This is a genomic window from Alteribacter aurantiacus DSM 18675 (genome assembly GCF_000429705.1).
Taxonomy (GTDB): domain Bacteria; phylum Bacillota; class Bacilli; order Bacillales; family Salisediminibacteriaceae; genus Alteribacter; species Alteribacter aurantiacus.
The window spans coordinates 51,214-68,089 of sequence record NZ_AUCJ01000010.1 but is presented as its reverse complement, the minus strand read 5'-3'; the positions used below and the strand labels follow the sequence as shown (position 1 = coordinate 68,089).

General features: G+C 37.9%; 16 protein-coding genes and 2 pseudogenes. 4 read left to right on the top strand and 14 right to left on the bottom strand.

Features of this window, described 5'->3' with window-relative positions; translation table 11 throughout:
* Nucleotides 1-47: 47 nt before the first annotated feature.
* Entirely contained in the window at nucleotides 48-227 is a 180-nt protein-coding gene (locus tag G476_RS0100360) for a hypothetical protein (protein ID WP_026688356.1), read from the bottom strand.
* A gap of 395 nt (nucleotides 228-622) precedes the next feature.
* Here G476_RS0100360 and G476_RS0100355 point away from each other — a divergent pair, with 395 nt between their 5' ends.
* The 4 genes and pseudogenes from G476_RS0100355 (at nucleotide 623) to G476_RS0100340 (ending at nucleotide 3,103) form a co-directional block, all read left to right on the top strand.
* On the top strand, nucleotides 623-1,480 hold the full coding sequence (locus tag G476_RS0100355; protein WP_026688355.1) for a manganese catalase family protein: 858 nt from the start codon (nucleotides 623-625) through the stop codon (nucleotides 1,478-1,480).
* 911 nt (nucleotides 1,481-2,391) lie between these two features.
* Nucleotides 2,392-2,541 (top strand): annotated as a pseudogene (locus G476_RS24150) (hypothetical protein); the annotation flags it as partial.
* A gap of 12 nt (nucleotides 2,542-2,553) precedes the next feature.
* A complete protein-coding gene (locus G476_RS0100345) occupies nucleotides 2,554-2,754 on the top strand; it encodes a hypothetical protein (RefSeq protein ID WP_026688353.1) in 201 nt (66 codons plus the stop codon).
* A gap of 58 nt (nucleotides 2,755-2,812) precedes the next feature.
* Nucleotides 2,813-3,103 (top strand): hypothetical protein, encoded by a 291-nt coding sequence (locus tag G476_RS0100340; protein WP_026688352.1) that lies wholly within the window; start codon nucleotides 2,813-2,815, stop codon nucleotides 3,101-3,103.
* Between the two features lie 451 nt (nucleotides 3,104-3,554).
* Here G476_RS0100340 and G476_RS24145 read toward each other — a convergent pair.
* The 13 genes and pseudogenes from G476_RS24145 to G476_RS0100270 form a co-directional block, all read right to left on the bottom strand.
* Nucleotides 3,555-3,731 (bottom strand): annotated as a pseudogene (locus tag G476_RS24145) (hypothetical protein); the annotation flags it as partial.
* A 671-nt stretch (nucleotides 3,732-4,402) separates the two neighbouring features.
* Complete coding sequence (locus G476_RS20920; protein WP_051314589.1) at nucleotides 4,403-5,329, bottom strand: IS1595 family transposase; 927 nt, start codon at nucleotides 5,327-5,329, stop codon at nucleotides 4,403-4,405.
* 616 nt (nucleotides 5,330-5,945) lie between these two features.
* Nucleotides 5,946-6,614, bottom strand: a complete 669-nt coding sequence (locus tag G476_RS0100320) for a DNA alkylation repair protein (protein WP_026688351.1) — start codon at nucleotides 6,612-6,614, stop codon at nucleotides 5,946-5,948.
* 264 nt (nucleotides 6,615-6,878) lie between these two features.
* Nucleotides 6,879-7,538: an HAD family hydrolase gene (locus G476_RS0100315; protein WP_026688350.1), complete on the bottom strand. Its 660-nt coding sequence runs from the start codon at nucleotides 7,536-7,538 to the stop codon at nucleotides 6,879-6,881.
* 97 nt (nucleotides 7,539-7,635) lie between these two features.
* Nucleotides 7,636-8,880 (bottom strand): MFS transporter, encoded by a 1,245-nt coding sequence (locus tag G476_RS0100310; protein WP_051314588.1) that lies wholly within the window; start codon nucleotides 8,878-8,880, stop codon nucleotides 7,636-7,638.
* Between the two features lie 125 nt (nucleotides 8,881-9,005).
* Nucleotides 9,006-9,545, bottom strand: coding sequence for a hypothetical protein (locus tag G476_RS0100305; protein ID WP_156906480.1), 540 nt, complete (start codon nucleotides 9,543-9,545; stop codon nucleotides 9,006-9,008).
* Nucleotides 9,546-9,740: 195 nt separating this feature from the next.
* Nucleotides 9,741-10,367: an NUDIX hydrolase gene (locus G476_RS0100300; RefSeq protein WP_026688347.1), complete on the bottom strand. Its 627-nt coding sequence runs from the start codon at nucleotides 10,365-10,367 to the stop codon at nucleotides 9,741-9,743.
* A 200-nt stretch (nucleotides 10,368-10,567) separates the two neighbouring features.
* The gene (locus G476_RS0100295) at nucleotides 10,568-10,783 is read right to left on the bottom strand and encodes a helix-turn-helix domain-containing protein (protein ID WP_026688346.1); all 216 of its coding nucleotides are present in this window, start codon (nucleotides 10,781-10,783) and stop codon (nucleotides 10,568-10,570) included.
* Nucleotides 10,784-10,792: 9 nt separating this feature from the next.
* Complete coding sequence (locus G476_RS0100290) at nucleotides 10,793-11,269, bottom strand: DUF2975 domain-containing protein (RefSeq protein WP_026688345.1); 477 nt, start codon at nucleotides 11,267-11,269, stop codon at nucleotides 10,793-10,795.
* Between the two features lie 396 nt (nucleotides 11,270-11,665).
* Nucleotides 11,666-11,857, bottom strand: a complete 192-nt coding sequence (locus G476_RS24140; RefSeq protein ID WP_051314587.1) for an SMI1/KNR4 family protein — start codon at nucleotides 11,855-11,857, stop codon at nucleotides 11,666-11,668.
* Nucleotides 11,858-11,952: 95 nt separating this feature from the next.
* Entirely contained in the window at nucleotides 11,953-14,316 is a 2,364-nt protein-coding gene (locus G476_RS0100280) for an RHS repeat domain-containing protein (RefSeq protein ID WP_026688344.1), read from the bottom strand.
* Nucleotides 14,317-14,587: 271 nt separating this feature from the next.
* A complete protein-coding gene (gene trxB / locus G476_RS0100275; RefSeq protein WP_026688343.1) occupies nucleotides 14,588-15,547 on the bottom strand; it encodes a thioredoxin-disulfide reductase in 960 nt (319 codons plus the stop codon).
* Nucleotides 15,548-15,718: 171 nt separating this feature from the next.
* On the bottom strand, nucleotides 15,719-16,786 hold the full coding sequence (locus G476_RS0100270) for a tetratricopeptide repeat protein (RefSeq protein WP_026688342.1): 1,068 nt from the start codon (nucleotides 16,784-16,786) through the stop codon (nucleotides 15,719-15,721).
* Nucleotides 16,787-16,876: the final 90 nt, after the last annotated feature.

Below are 16,876 nucleotides of genomic sequence, written 5' to 3'. Positions count from 1 at the left end.
TGATGAAAACTACTATTGTTCTACAAGAGGATTAAAAATACTAAAGGCTACTTCATGCTACCGGAAATCCACTTGGTCACGAGTAATACGAAAATGCACACAAGACAACATAAAAAAAGGAGTGGTAAATATCCCGGGCTTCCATCGACCTCATAAATCCTTACGAGTTTACTTGATGTAATAAAGATGAATAGAAGAACTAGGATATACGTTACAAACCAAAGCATATAAAATCCTCCTAATAAAAAGCTATCCATGAAATCTATATGCTTGATGTGCCATTCTTAAACCAGCCCAGGTTTGGCATTCACGAAGTGCAGATGAAGTGAAATTTTGTGACTTTAGTTTGCAAAACGATTACTTAATTTATATGGCGATCATAATATTGTTGGATTTAAATATTATCAGTGGGATTAAAAAATGGAGAATCATCAATACGAGAGACTGTCTATAAAGGAGGCCGCAAATTTTGCAGTTCCAGTTCATTAATCCCTTTTTTTCATTTATTTATGCACCAAAAGAACAGGAAAAGAAAAGGAAATAAATATTAACATAATAACGAATAATGGTAGCACCTTCCTTACAAAATATAGAAGAATATAATTGGAAGGTGGATGTTAACGTGTATTTTTATAAAGAAGATTTAATCAATATGATTGTGCCTGACAAACCGGATCCTAATGCTGCAAAAGTGCTTCAGGAAGCACTTGGGGGCCAGTTCGGTGAAATGAGAACGTTGATGCAATTCTCATTCCAGAGTGCTAACTTCAGAGGAAAAGCGAAGCAGTACCGTGACTTGATTAGAGGAGTATTTCTGGAAGAACTAAGTCATGTGGAACTCGTTCAGTCGACAATTAATCAGTTATTAAATGAATCAGGTGGAGATATGCCCGGAAACAAGGCGTCTGATGCTGCTCCTTTAGATGACGTAATACAATCCGGAGCTAACCCTCACCATTACATTATGGGTGCAAAATCTTCACTACCGGTTGATGCTGGAGGCAACCCATGGAACGGGTCATGGGTATATGACCATGGAAATCTCGTAGCTAACCTGCTCAATAACGTGGTACTTGAATCCACTGGTGTTCTGCAGAAGTCGAGAATTTACGAGATGAGCAGCAATAAAACCCTTAGAGAAACCATCGCCTTCCTGATTGTACGAGATAACGCACACCAGAACGCCTTTGCCAAAGCGCTGGAGACACTCGGGGTTGATTGGGGAAAAATACTCCCAATACCGAATTATGATTTAAACAAATACCCGGAATGCCGTAAATACGTGGAAATGGGCTTCCATAATGCCCAATTCAACTTCCGTCTGGACGAGACCAGGATGGGTGAAATATTTCAGGGTACAACACCAAGCAGAAATGGCGGAGAGTTATCCGTCACGCCCCCACCGCAGGGTCACCCTATTCCTGATATGCCCGAGATGCCCAATGAGCATGCTCCAGGACTCTTTGATCTCAATAATTAATGGTTTCCGTCTCCTAATTAACAAGAAAGCCCTCTCTCCTTCGCATAAGGAGAGAGGGCTTTTATATCCCTGACCTCTACAGTATAACTAGGTGACATTTGTACAAGCCTTAAGTCTATAGACAGCGGAACCTTTCAAAGAAGGGAAGAAGTAGAACTTCGATGCTCACAATAAAGAATTTCTCTTTCAGCTAAAAACAACGCCGTGTCACGTTTAGTCAGATACGTGACCTGCCTGCAACATACCGCAAACGCCTGATAAACAAGAAAATCATCTTCTTAATCATATACAAAAATTCCCTTAAAATCTTGATACACATCGACACTCACGTTATACTTATTCATATCCCCCTTTAACCCCATCCAATACTTAGAGCGAACTTATACGCTAGGAAAGGTCAAAGGGAATTCCCCTGCCTTTTCCAGCTCATTTTATTTTCCCACACATATTGTTGCTTCACTACTTCTCCTTCCATACGCGGGACATTGAATGGAGTTAGGGGATCAAATCTCCAAAAAAGAAGGTGTTCTCTACGTGACCCGTCATAAAAATGTTGAACAAGAAGATCGCAAGGACTTGTTAAAACAACAGAAGATACGTTCATAAAAGAACCCCGGTAAACCTAAACCTACGAATCCAAAAGAGCAGGACCTTAAATTCTTCGCTGAAATTGAAACACGAAACTCCTCCGGTAACTACCTATCTATTACAAGAAAATTTGTAGATTAAAACGCCCCACTGATTTTTTATACAGTAAAAAGAAAGTAGCCGCGGTCTTTCCGGCTCCTTTCTCTCTTTTATGTACTCTTCCTTTTTCTACGCCCTGATTGGACGTACATCGACCAATCTCATGAATCCCCTGAAATTGTAGAAGCTAGAAAGCACGGTTTTAAAAAGAAAGGGAACAGCATCAAAAAAGAGCGGTATTTGCCAAGTACAAAAATAACCTTGGTATGAACCGATACCGCTTCATCGGTATGTTCAAATGTTCCGGCCTGGTTCCAAGCGATCCCACAAGTATCCGCTACCACCGGATTGAAGAATTTATTTCAATTAAGTAAGGAGGTTTTAAAATGATTAAGCACTATGAAACAAAAGCAGCCATGTTAAAGCAAAAAGAAGCCCAGCCACAGGAAGTGACTGAGCTGATGACAGAAATTAAAGAAGCCTTTAATATGCCGGATAAACCGGATTCAGAATTCACAAAAGTGAACTCAAGAGTCATTAGGCTTTACCGTGAACTAGCATCATATAGGCTGAATCTTCAACATTAAGATGACCATGAGTTTATACTAATAATAAAAGTCGGGTAACGAAAAAGGAGGATATAGAATGGAGAAGGAAAGACCAAAGTCTAGCCGATCACTAGTAGGAATTTTTATTTGCTTAATTATTATTGCCTTAAAGCCAGTGGGACCTGATATAAGTTATGACCAACAGCCATACCCAGAAGAATCACCGAGAGAAGAAGTGGTCTCGTTAGGAGACGGGCGGATTGCGATCATCCAAACGACGCATTATTCGGGGTCTTGGGGGGATATTTTAGTGCTCGAATGGGATGAAGAGGGAGCGGAATGGATTAAGGTTGCAAAAGATAATTATCAAGATTACATATGGGAATGATTTTGCCACTTTCGATAGAGTTATTTTTTTAGTATCAAAGAAAAGAATTCTCTAATCAATTATTTTCTTTGATATAAAGCTTAATGAGTTTTTCGTTAGCTCAGAAAATGAATAATTTAAAAAAAAGCAGACTAAACATCTGCTTTTTTTGATACTTTCTTATTGAACTACAGCTCACCGTTTGTTGAATAAAGTAAATTAATTCTTTTTCTTTGAATTAGCGCCAACTATACCACCAACTATGCCTCCTATCAACGCAATTGCAATTGCTACCCAAGTCCCAAAGCTCATAGAATGCACCCCTGTAAGTAAAATTGACATTAAAATAAATGAGTATACCTTTCAGTCAGTTTTGGTGCACTTGAGTTATATTTGAAAATGAGTATTCCGTTACCTCAGAAAAAAGCAGACTAGGCATCTGCTTTTTTTGTCCTTTCTTATGAAACTAACCCTATCCTTTAGTTAAATAACCAAAAGACATAAAAACAACTATGATTACAACTAAAATAATTATCTTAGACAAACAACCTCCCTCTGCTAATGCCCCTGGTTCTCCAAACATTGAACGGTTAACACCTTCAGCAAAGTTCCCCATTGGACTATTGTTCTGTGCTTTATTTCTTAACCTCTGTCTCTCATCTTTCTACACCTGACCCCTCCTCTGATTATGATCATACGAACTTCTATAGCATTCTGATCTAATAGAATACTCAATTATTTTAATTAAAAATGACAAACAACCCGCTTTCGGTTCGTTTGTCATCTAGATTCCCTTTTTTCTACCTCTATTAATTTACTTCTAACTTTTAAACTCAATAATGATACTACGCACAAAATAGTATATGCAATGGAAAAATGAATCAAAAGACTGAAGTCTAGTAATGATATTGAATATACACATCCCACTAGAAAAAAGACTGAAAATAACCACACTAAATTAAATCTGGGGAAATTGTATTGAATTAGTGCAGCTAATAATGTAAATATCAAAAAAAGGACCCAAAAGAATATACTTGCTAATATAAATACCATATCGTATCCACCTCTGGCTTTAATTTAGTCTAAATTAATCAGGGTTAATACTTTCAGTCCTCTCAATTCGAGTTACGTAAGGGTCAACTCTCACTGCCATATGATTCGATAAATATTACTTCATAACCAGCCTTCCAACTCAATTATTATTTCTACAGGCTCCTCCTCATAAATATTACACAAACCCTTCTTTAAAGAATTGAAATAGGAGTGTATGCTATTCAATATCTATTCGGCATCTTCCAATAAAATCCTTCTCTGTTCTGCTTATGGTATAAATGTATTTTCCAATTCACGCCGAATAATCGTCGGACTGTTAACACAAAGACGAAGCAGTCGACCAAACCCTTCTCCCTTAAAACGACGACGGTTAAAGCGATAACAAAATTCATTTAGGTAACGTTGCAAATGTTTCGTTCCGAGACCATGAAAGGTTGAGGTTACCATTTTTTTCGCATTCCCAACGATCACATGAAGCCATTTCAAATGTTCAGGACGTTTATTCTGATCAAACACATGAGCGACATGGTGATAGCCTGATTCTGACAACTTAGGATACGATCGGTGAGCGTCACTTCGGATCTCCGTACCAGGAGCAATCTCACGGTAAGCAAAATTTACAAGCGTAGTCGACTTTGCATCAGGAATCACTTCCATCTTAGCGAAGTTCGGTTTTCCATCATCAGTGAGAGAAACGGCAGCCAGTACCATGGTTTTATCCGTACCTCTTCCTCTTTTTCCTCCTTTTTTGGGTGCCCCGAAGAAGGCTTCATCAAGTTCAACAATGCCGTTAAGAAAATACATATGTTCACGTTCAATCATGGCTTCACGGATTTTATGAAGCATGAGCCACGCAGTTTTGTAGGTGACACCAATGTTTCGTTCGAGCTGTTTAGCACTAAACCCGCGTTTATCGGTCGCCATTTGCCATATTGCCATAAACCACTTGAGAAGAGAAGTGCGGGTACGTTCAAAGATGGTCCCCACAATAGCAGATGCTTGGTAGTGACAGTTTTTACATTGATACAAGGGGAATTTTCGGTGATAAAGCTCGGTACAGGAGGTATGATGGCAGCGATCACATACGAATCCATCAGCCCATTTCAACTTCACAAGATACTTATAACAATCTTCTTCCGTACGAAAACGCTGATGAAAATCCAACTCATTCATTTCGTTAATCGCTGTACTCATCTCCAAAACCTCCAGTAAAATACGAACACTCGTTCTTTAATCACCTATAGTATAGCAAGAGTGCAATTAAAAGAGAAGGTTCACTTACGGAGAGGTATACTCATTTTAAAATATATATAAATTAAGCTGCCTGCTAGCACCATAACGGATGCAACGGCTTCTTCCACTATCGCACCCGTTAGTTAAAGTACAATACTTCACAATCAATTCGCACTATTAAATAAACAACCTCAAATTTCAGGGAGTTTTGTTTCACTTGGATATATTCACCTATTGTTTTATTCATTACTTGAGACACATACTTCGTATGCGTTCTCTCAAATCAATAAATTTATATATCCAGCAACTATTTTACTTCCATATCATTTTCTCTATATAAGCTAATTTTGTCATCTTTATCATCCCTTTCTTATTGAATAATATTGTTGTACTGCACAGCTGAAAAATTGGTCTTCTTAAAAATATGCGCCCTGCAGATTAGAAAGAGTTGATAGGAGCTAGCTGCCAAAACTCGTTGTTTCCTTTATTTTTCGATTAAGCAGTATTACAATTTTAAAATGTAGGCTTTGAATTCCTTTAATTTTCCATTAAACTCTAATGAATTTTTCAGAAGTAACTAAATATTATGTCGTTTGTTAACTTCCATCGTAATGAACTCTGGCAGATAGCTGGGAGTACATCCTTTTGCTACTATTTCATCTTTGTAGAGACCCGTTTTCTCACCAAGTTTAATACAGCGTGCGCGATTCTTTTCATCATAAACGCCTATCCAACCTGCGGTGAAATTCATAGCCCATTGAACTTCCGTTTCTTCCTGCGTAATAGTAGCTTCTATTGCAGTTAGCAAGTCTGCGGTGTTATCAGGCGGTGTTTGTCCAGTCCATCTCAATCGCGCTTGATAATACCAGAAAGCTCTCCTTTGAAGAGCATAAGGGCTATTTTCCCATGACTTCATCAATGCAATTTTCTTCTTGTCTTTGGTGAGCTGATTAGCCATTAACCAATCCATTAAGTTATTTCGTTCATCAAAAGTGTGATTCTGCATATCCTTATCAAACTTATTTATCACATCTTGTGAAAGAAGTTTCTTGTCCATAATTAAGATTGCTAATAGTCGTGGCAAAAACTCTTCGGTTGACCAAAGTTCCATAGCTAGTTCGTGATCTTTTTTTATTTCCTTCGCGATTTTACGTAAGTCGCCTAGCTTAGTTTTACTATTGACCTGCAGGAGAATGTCTTCTGCTTTTAAAGACCGTTTTAATTCTGCACCTTGATTTTCATTCATTTTTTATACAACTCCTTTATTAAACTGTTTCGTAATATGACTTTGACGAGAAACATCTAGAACTTATTTTTGTTTTAAGTTTTATCGCAGGGGCGTGCCTCCAAAGTATACCTTCTTTGCTATTATAGTATAAATCGTTTTAAAGCTTTCTCCATCTATTATAGAATATCAACCATCTTTTTAATTTAATAAAAACATTTTTGCTTTCGATTAATTGGATACACAAAGAGCGTTCCTATTAAAGAAACGCTCCCGTTCAATAAACTATCTGTTTAATTTCATCAATATTGTTTGTAGCTCTATCAAGTCGTCAATAACCATATCAGCTTGAGAGAGTTCATCTTCACGTGCAAAGTCAAAGTTGCATCCAATTGAAACTAAACCATTATCTTTAGCTGCATTTATATCTGAAAGTCGGTCTCCAACTACTGCTCCATTAGTGATACTGTATTCTTTTATAATAACTTGGACCAAATCTGATTTATTCAAAGATTCGATTTGTTGGATACTAAATGTTTCCGTAACCCATTCATCCAAATTATAAAAACTAACAATCGCTTTTAGATATTCCGTTAAACCATTGCTTGCTATGTATATAGAACAATCATTCTCTTTTAAATAACTAAAGACTTCCTTTACGTTAGGGTATAAAGCTCCATTTCCGTTGCTTATATTCTTAATTAGTCTTTCTAGAAAATAAGCATCCGTATCTTTTCTTTCCTCAACAGAATGATTAGGTAACAAAGTCTCCCATACCTTTGGTAAAGGAACCCCCATAATTTCACGGTATTTATTAATAGGCGTTTCTTTGTCCCATTTACCCAAAGATCTTAAGCGGCGAAAAGTATCATCCAGTGATAATTCCAGTATTTTATCTGTTTGAAATAGCGTACCATCCATATCAAATATAATTGATTGTGCCATTATTTCCTCTCCCTTTAATTCTATTAAAACCTTTAATTTCTCTCGTTTTACATAGAATATCCCATGAATTATTATCTGTTTTCTATTCGTCCTTAAGTTATGTTGTCATCTTACTTTTTTCTGAGTCCTTAAATTCGTAATTTCTAAGTGATGTTTGTTGAAAAGCTAGTAAAGAACCCATGAAATATAATATCCCAGCAATCAAATAGACCATCTGAACGCTAAATACGTCGGCAGCAAACCCAACAATTAGAACCATTATTCCGTTCCACGGAGTTAGAAAAGCACTTCTCGCGGCCATTATCCCCGCACGACGTTCTTCTGGTATAGCGTCTTGCAACAGAGCAACCTGACAAATATCCCTTGCTTGATACATGGGTCCCATAAGTACACACAGCAACACAGCAATAATCGGAACGGTTGTAAAAGAGAATATAATCGTTAATACACCCATGGATACCCCACTGAGCCCAATCATAATTCCAATTTTATTTTCTAAGATTTTTGCATTAAAGGTAACAATAATACTTCCTAAAATGGCACCAACGAAATAACCTGCATTCAGAAATCCCCACCACTCTTCTCCAGCATTTAACACAACAGTGGCAAAGGCTAGTAGAAGTGCTGAGGTCCATATAGCATTTGAGATACCTTCAATTGTCTCCATCATAGTAATGCCACGTACAACAGGAATACGCCAAACTTCTTTCCAAGCAGGTATTCTTTTTGTGTTTTTCTTAACGGAGAGATTTTTCTCCTCAACTTTTATAAGGTAAACGAATAAACCAGAAACCACATAAGCGACTGCAATGACAGAAATAATAATTGGATACCAAATGAATGCTGCCAAAACACCACCTAATCCCCAACCTGCAACCATTAGTAATTGCTGAATCATGACAAGAGTTCCGTTCGCTTTAATATATTGCTCCCTCGGAATAATTAAAGGTAAAATAGCAAACCTTGCTGGTTGATACCACGCCCCAGCAAAAGAATATAACGAAATAGCTAGAAACAATAAGGTGAGTCCCACTGTATTTTCAATGTAGATGAATCCACCAATTGCTATTACTAATATGCCGCGTAACCATCCCACCGAAAATAAAATCTTTTTCATTGAGTAATTGTCTATTATTCTTGAAACGATAAGGCTACTAATAAATGAAGAAAGTGACATAAATGCAAATACAGAAGCTGCACCAAGAACTGAATTTGTTAATCGGTAAACTTCTAGCATAACTACTACTCTAAGCAAAATTTCCGCGAAAGAATTTAACGTTTGAGAAGACCAAAGCTTTAAAAAATTTGGCTGCTTCCATAATTGATAACTGTTTGATACCACCTAGTTGCCCTCCTAATTATACTCTCCCTCGGTACTTAAGAGGTTTGTATCCATCTTCTATTTGAAGTTTATAAGAGGGGAAAATTCCTTTTGAAATTTAAACCCACTGCTTGAAAATATTTCTATCAATATTTCATTCCGTTAAAATTATAACCAATATTCATGCCTATAACTTTATTATCAAAGTGTAGAAAGGATAATTGTAAATCATTTTGATGATCAACATATCCAATTAAATAGATGGTTTGTTCTTTGTCTTCATAAATATAATAGTTCTCACCATAGGTTGCTGTAACTTCATCAATAGACGAACCTCTTTTTATTCCCATTGCAGTTGAAGATGTATTGTTTTCTTCGAGAACACTAACTTGTAAAATTTCCTTTGTTTCTCTATCCACACTCATAATAAAATGTTTATTCCAATATTGGTCATAGTTTCTTAGTGTTGCGTAATGGTCATTATCTGGATGTTTTTCAAATTTTCCGTGTTTCATTATAAGAGATTCATCGTTGATGGACATGCCTGCTTTAATATCGTCAATAGTTTCATTAGATAAATCTGTAGACTCAACTTCCATCATAGCTCCTTCCCTAGATTCTGGACTACAAGCCGTCAAGAGTACTAAAGTAAAAACCAAGAATATCCATTTGTGCTTTATTAACATTGCCATACCTCACTTTTAATTCTCTTATTCAAGCAATAACTTGCTTTTCACTAACAAAATTCTTCATTTTAAGATCGTTAAAAAGCAACATTTGGAACTTATGGTATTTAACTGTTTTTCCTAATCTCTTCGTTAGCGACACAAGAGCAACGATAATTTGTGTAGCAACGTACACGTTAGACATAATTAAGAGTTCTACTTAATCTTTTTCTGTATCTGTTGAATAACTTCTTTATAGTAAGTAACTTGATGGGGTACGAATTTATCTATGTTTACGCTTTCATTAATCATAAGCTTATTTCCATACTTGTTTATTTGAAACCCATTGATTTCTATCTCCTCTTTATCACTAAACCAAAGTTGAGTAAAGTCGGTAAATTTAGCTCTCACTATTCCTGAAACTTCTTCAAGTTGAAGTGTAAATTCGTCAAAGGTATTCTCACTCATATATAAAAAAACGTTTGCTAATTCTTTATCTATGAAATTTTCTTTCACAACACAGTAATCAATTATACCTAACGGACTTAAATCCTCAAAAGCTAAATCTATTCCTATTTCTTCTTTTATTTCCCTTACTCCGTCTTGAACTCTCTCATCAGACAGTAAATGTCCAGCAGCAGTAATATCTAATAGATTAGGATAGTCTTTCTTATTTTTACTACGAAGTTGTAAGTAGATGTAATCTATTCCTTGTTCATTTCCAAGAAACCAACAATGAAATGCTTCATGCCAATATCCGTTCTTATGTACATCACTCCGTGAAGCAATTCCTATTTGGTTTCTATCATCATCGAAAACCTTTAGTTTCTCTTGCTCTCCCATAAAATATCCTCTCTTGAATTCTTTATTTTTCTAATTCTCGTACTTAAATATAAATTAACAACAAATAGTAAAAGAGGAGACTATTTCTAATTCAGCATTAGCTCTCTTTATTCAACTCTTCTCCCCGTCAGCATCATAACGGACGGAACGGATTCTTCCACTATCTCCCCCCGTTAGTTCCATTGTATTTTTCAGAATGTTTATATTATGTCTTCATCTTCGTATTCTAAAATATCTCCAGGTTGGCATTCTAATGCCTTACATATTGCCTCTAATGTTGAAAACCTAATGGCTTTTGCTTTTCCATTTTTTAATATAGATAGGTTAGCCATTGTAATTCCGACTTTCTCTGATAATTCTGTAACACTCATTTTTCTTTTTGCTAACATTACATCAACATTAACTACTATTGGCATTCTATCACCTCAAACAGTTAAATCATTTTCTGATTTTATTTTAATAGCACTTATTAACAATTCTTGGAGAACAGCAGTAAAGACAGAAATAACAAGCGTTGCAAACACAATAACAATACCAATAATTGCTATTCCAGGGTGTAATGCATTTAAGAAAGCCAAAAAGAACATACCAATAACGTATAGGACAATTATAGAAATTGCACTATTTTTAATTTGTTTTAATGAATTCACAGCTAATTCCGTAAAAACACTTTTACTTTTAATGTAATTTAATAGTTTTAAGGCATGGAACAGAGAAAGGAAAAATGGTATCGCAGTAATGTATATACCAATTAACACAGGAAGTTCCAAAAATGCGTACTCCGGATTCATCTTTGCTGAGTAGTCTGCAAGAGACGGAAGAGCAAAAATACAAAAACAAATCATTATAATGCCAATGATAAAAACAGATACTTTTAAGAAGTTGATTGTTCCAATTTTCATAATTACCCCCCCATTAATTCCATATTAAAACATTTATTATTGAAATTCAATAAATTTTTATCGTTATTAATTATTGGAAACAAGTTTAACAAATAAAACCTCTTTAATATTGGCAATTGATTAAGTTGAAGTTTCCTTCACTAAACTCCCCAATACTTTAAGTACCTTTTTCACAAATTCCAAATTATCTAATTTCATTTTAATATTGAACTTGTAAATTTATCCACAATCAAAAAACAAGATGTATTTTTATGTTTATCTCATCATCTAAAAGTCTTAACTTTTAGACATTTGTATTTAGTTTAAAAAATAGATCCTTAAAAACTACTGAGACTGTCTGAATGCACGGAATCTAAAAATACCAGAGAATTAAAAGAATCCTCTGGTAAAAAAATATCATTTTAAATTCATAATCAAATCTGATAGATTTTGAGCTACCCACGAAGTGCTACTGCTATCATGATCCCAAAGGTATACATCATTATCAACAGCATCACCCATTAATTTAAAACACAATTGATCTCCAGTTCCATTTTGGGCAATGAATAGGCAATCCTCTTGGGATAATACTTCCTTATTTGCTCTCACAACATCATCCCATGTTCTTTTGTGGTTTTGCGGTCTTTATAGGATAAAATTCCCACTCCCCTATTTGAGGAGCATTTGTAAAGAGCATAAGTTCGCTATACTGTTGAGGAAAACATAAATTTAATCCCAACCGCATCATACGTGTACTCGAGCACATCTCCTGTTGGTCTTACTTCTTTTGTAAGCTGATTGCTTTTGTCATAAGTAAAGCTGGCCGTTCCGGATAGAGTTTTCTCCGAAGTCCGGTTTCCTTTCGCATCATAGCTGTAATCAAACGACTCAATGAGGGTGCCGTGAGGATGACTGGTTGCCACCCGAAGCACCTGACCCGCCCCATCATACCCGTAAAGGGTAAAAGTACCATTCTTGTTTCTTAAGCTGGCTAACTCATCGCTTTCGGTGTAGGTAAAGCCCACCTCGGCAGCCCCGCTGGAAATACTCGTTATTTGATCGTTTTTATCTACGGTAATCGCTGCTTCGACTTTATTGGTTCCAGATTGGTACACACTTGACATTAGGTTTCCGTTTTTATCGTATGAATAGGTCACTTTCTTACCTGCAGTATCGCTTTTTTCTTTCAACTTATCGTCCGCATCATAAGTAAAAGTAGAGGTGACCCCTGTTAAGAGATATTTCTCACTCAGTAAATTCCCGTTGGCATCGTATACAAACTCATACCGCTTTACCCCGTTGTAGAAGGCAGCGTTTTTACGATCAACTTTATTATAAGTTGTTTCTACGACACTCCCATTAGGTGAGATTGTTTTGACCGGGTTTCCAATAATGTCATATTCATAATGGATTTTTCTTTCCAGCGCGTCTGTATAGGACGTTTTATTATCCCTTTCATCGAATGTTGTAGAGGTAATATGTCCCAACGCATTTATCGTGGCCGTATGGTTGCCACTTTTATCATACTCAAACCTGGTCGTACGTCGGTGTTCATCAATTACTTTTACTAAATTGTCGTTTGAATTATATTCATAATTTCGTGTATCTCCACCAACGGTTTCCCCTGTCACGTTTCCAATCGCGTCATATGATTTAAAAACTGTATCCCCATTTGCATCCGTTTCATTTATCACATAATTCCCTTTAGGATCGTATGCGGACTTTGATCGGATTGAACCAATCTTCACTTTTGCCGAATCAAACCAAGCGGTACCAGTTTGGTCTTTGAATTGATAGTAAACCGTGAGACTACTGAAATCCTTCACGGGTGCGAACCTTAAGGAGACATGCTGCCAGTCATGAGATTTTGACTTATCAAAGTCTCCATTGACCCACTGTGTGGTTCCGTCTGTGTGGTTAATTGCAACATTCATTTGATAAGGTCCGGCGTTCGGTGTCGGATTATCCACCTTTGAGTAGCCGGAGACGGTGATTTTTTGACCCGCTTTTCCGTTGACTTGCACTTCTTGACGGACAAATTTATCGATGTTTCGCTGTCCGGTAAGCTTGACAGACTGCTTCCTAGCATAAGCGGTTGTCGTGTCTATACCATCTTTTGATGTTAATGTTCCTGGAAAATACCATTGTTCCGGCACGCCGTTTTTATCTTTATCCCATTCAAAATCGCTGTTTTCAATAAGATTATAGGCGCCGAAATATTCTTCTTCCAACTGAAGTCCGTCAAAGAAGAAGTCACCTGAACCACTTGTTGCGTACGCTTTTATCGTAATGTTTGTTGTGGTACTTGGTAAATCACCAGGGTTTACTACTAAATGAATACGTTCAACCCCCGTGGTTCCTGAAAGAGCAGGACTGCTGAGTTCTTTTGTGATCGTTCCGCCGGATGTTTTTCCGGTAACCACAATCTTACCTTGCGAAGATGCATTGGTTGTTTTGATGTAGCCGCTGGCGACATATTTTTTCTTATTGTCATACGGGATGGCATCACTTTCAATTGCAGCATTGGTAGAAGGATTTCTTACCCTTACTTGTTTGTTTCCGAGCTTGCCATTTTGCACTTGGGCGCCACCGTTTAGGTAGCTAAATGTGGCCGTACCAACCTTCCGCCAGTGATCCGGCCAATTATCTTGATTTTGATCAATCTCAAAGCTTCCATTAAGAATGAGGTTCTCTCCGATGCTCACACTGGAAGTGGATTCAATCACGTTCCCATTACTGTCATATTTCATTGCCGAAGACTTCGTAGCTGCGTCCGTTGAAGCAACATTGTTACTATTTATGTCATACTCTTCTGAAAACACATTGCCTTCTGCGTCGATGATTTGTACGGGATTATGATTTTCATCATACTCGAATGTCTCTACTTCACCTAAAGTTGTTGTAAAACTTGTTAGATTCCCTTCCAAGTCATAAGTATAATCGTAAGATGCATTACTCCCTGACTTGTTGGCATTTTCATCTTTCTCCTGAATAATGTTATTTTGATCATCATAGTTAAATGTCCGGGTATAGTTTAGACCACCGGCATCACTAATGGCTTTTATCACGTTTCCGTAAGCGTTATGATGATATTCGGTCTTAACCCCTCGGGCATCGGTTAATACAGTAATTCCTCGAGGTTTTAACGGCTTGCTTTTCTTTTTTCTACAGAACGAATGGGTAATTCACGGTTTCATCTCTTTTTATCACGGCTTCACTACTCCGATTTACGCCTTCCCGCCTCTAATTAACGGTTTGGCCCAAATCGCCCCTCCGCCCTTACCTTTCTGCAAACAAACAAAACGGCCCACCAAGATGATGGGCCGCAGCTAACTAGCATTAGTTATTCGCTTTTTCACTTTCTAGCTCTTCAATAAGGCTTTCAACGTAGTGTTGCACCGCTTGAGCAGCGATACTTCCGTCTCCTGTGGCTGTAACGATCTGACGCAATGTTTTTTCACGAACGTCTCCGGCTGCGTAAATACCAGGAATTTTCGTTTCCATTTCGTCATTCGTTTCAACGTAGCCGTCTTCGTTTGTAATGCCTAGATCCTTAAACGGCTCGTTAATTGGAAGCATACCGATGTAAATGAACACGCCGTCCGTTTTGAACTCGCGCTCCGATCCATCTTTCGTGCTCACTAGGGTCACGCTTCCGACTTTACCGTCCTTATCATTGATTTCTTTTACAACCGTATCCCAGATGAAATCAATTTTATCGTTAGCAAATGCGCGATCTTGGAGAATTTTTTGTGCACGTAACTTATCGCGACGGTGCACTACTGTTACTTTGCTGGCAAAACGAGTGAGGTACACTGCTTCTTCCACCGCAGAATCGCCCCCACCGACAACGACAAGCTCTTTATTTTTAAAGAACGCGCCGTCACATACAGCACAGTAAGATACACCGCGACCGCTCAGTTCTTTCTCCCCATCAACGCCAAGAGCTTTATATTTCGCACCTGTAGCAATGATAATGGAGCGGGTTTTGATTTCCCCGTTTCCTAGTACAATTCGCTTATATTCTTTTCCGTCGATGATTTCTTTAACATCGCCGTATTTGTATTCTGCACCGAATTTCTTTGAGTGCTCAAACATTTTATTAGACAAATCAGGACCGAGGATGCTGTCATATCCCGGGTAGTTTTCAACATCTTCTGTGTTTGCCATTTGTCCGCCCGGCATTCCACGCTCAATCATCACTGTAGATAAATTTGCACGAGACGTATAGACTGCCGCCGTCATCCCAGCTGGTCCTGCTCCGATAATTACAACATCATAAATTTTTTCTTCAGTCACTTTTGTCCACTCCCCTAATACAATAGGTTTGATTTATTCACATCTATATCCTATGAAAAAACAGTCGTTAAGTCCAAAGTTCTGCTCACCGTTTAGTGTTCGCTTCACAAAACCGTTTATACGACCGCAATGGAAAAGCCGAGATCCACCATGACCCCGGCTCCTTTTATCCTATTCTGACGCTAATTCCGGCATGCGGTAGTAAAACCACTCACGTTTTGGTTTAACATCTTCTACCAACTGGTCCATGCACCATTCGGCCAGCTTCTTTTGATGGTGATCAAACTTCGTCACACGCATCCAAAGTTGACGGGCTCTGTCCTTGTCCCCTGCCATCCAAGCAGCCAGTGCCATTTGATGATAAAAGCGAGGGCGTTTGGAGAACGTATGGCGCTGGTACAACCTTTTGAACCAATCGTATGCTTCGTCATAATCCCCTAAGAAGAACCACGTTTTAGCCAAGTGGTAGCCATACCAATCGTTCATCGGGCGCATCACTTTTAGTCGTGAAGCGAGCTGTTCCCACGTTTCATCCCCTGTTTCCTTCAAAAAAACAGCAGCGTTACACTGAGCTAGGAAGTTCTTTTCTTCTTTTTGCAAAAGATCAGCAACGACAGTAAGTGCTTGCTCTTTGTCTCCTTGATAAAATCTTGTTTCAGCCAAGTACGCATAGAGATCCCACTGTTTTGGCTCTTCCGATAACGAGGTGGTTACTTCTCGCTCTGCTTCATCAAACTGACCGCGATCAAGAAGGTCTGCCACTCTTTCTAGTCGACTATGAGCAAGTTGCTCTTCGGTTTCTTCCACGTCTTCCAGATCTTCTTCGTCATCTTCGAGCATTTCCAAGAGCATCTTCGCATCCTCAGCGAATTCACCTTTCGGATCAAGCTCCAAATACGTATTTAAGTGTTTCACTGCCTCTTCGAAGTCGCCTGCATGAGCTAGATTATTAGCCAGGAAAAAATAGCATTCGGCCATCTTGTCATCGATCTCGTTGATCACTTTTTCAAGCCATTCATTCGCTTCATCAAACTGTCCCTTTTCAGAAAGAACAATCGCTAGCTGACACAAAAAAACCGGCTCTTCCGGCTCCAAGCGGATCGCTCTGCGAATGTATTGTGCAGCCTGGTTGATGTTACGACTTTGGTAGGCTTCGACACCTTTTTTATAGTAATATGCACCGTCTTGTAAAAAAGGAATAACCTGTCCTTTTTTCTCTTTTGTATTTATATTACGCACGAATTGTGCCCCCAATCACGTTCACAAACTCAAAAAAACACATATATGCAGTATAACACGCACCACATCTACATTCTACACCATATTTCG

Coding starts and splice junctions, on each gene's coding strand:
- G476_RS0100360 (WP_026688356.1), bottom strand. CDS start 227: ATGCTTTGGTTTGTAACGTATATCCTAGTTCTTCTATTCATCTTTATT.
- G476_RS0100345 (WP_026688353.1), top strand. CDS start 2,554: ATGATTAAGCACTATGAAACAAAAGCAGCCATGTTAAAGCAAAAAGAA.
- G476_RS0100340 (WP_026688352.1), top strand. CDS start 2,813: ATGGAGAAGGAAAGACCAAAGTCTAGCCGATCACTAGTAGGAATTTTT.
- G476_RS20920 (WP_051314589.1), bottom strand. CDS start 5,329: ATGAGTACAGCGATTAACGAAATGAATGAGTTGGATTTTCATCAGCGT.
- G476_RS0100320 (WP_026688351.1), bottom strand. CDS start 6,614: ATGAATGAAAATCAAGGTGCAGAATTAAAACGGTCTTTAAAAGCAGAA.
- G476_RS0100315 (WP_026688350.1), bottom strand. CDS start 7,538: ATGGCACAATCAATTATATTTGATATGGATGGTACGCTATTTCAAACA.
- G476_RS0100305 (WP_156906480.1), bottom strand. CDS start 9,545: ATGTTAATAAAGCACAAATGGATATTCTTGGTTTTTACTTTAGTACTC.
- G476_RS0100300 (WP_026688347.1), bottom strand. CDS start 10,367: ATGGGAGAGCAAGAGAAACTAAAGGTTTTCGATGATGATAGAAACCAA.
- G476_RS0100295 (WP_026688346.1), bottom strand. CDS start 10,783: ATGCCAATAGTAGTTAATGTTGATGTAATGTTAGCAAAAAGAAAAATG.
- G476_RS0100290 (WP_026688345.1), bottom strand. CDS start 11,269: ATGAAAATTGGAACAATCAACTTCTTAAAAGTATCTGTTTTTATCATT.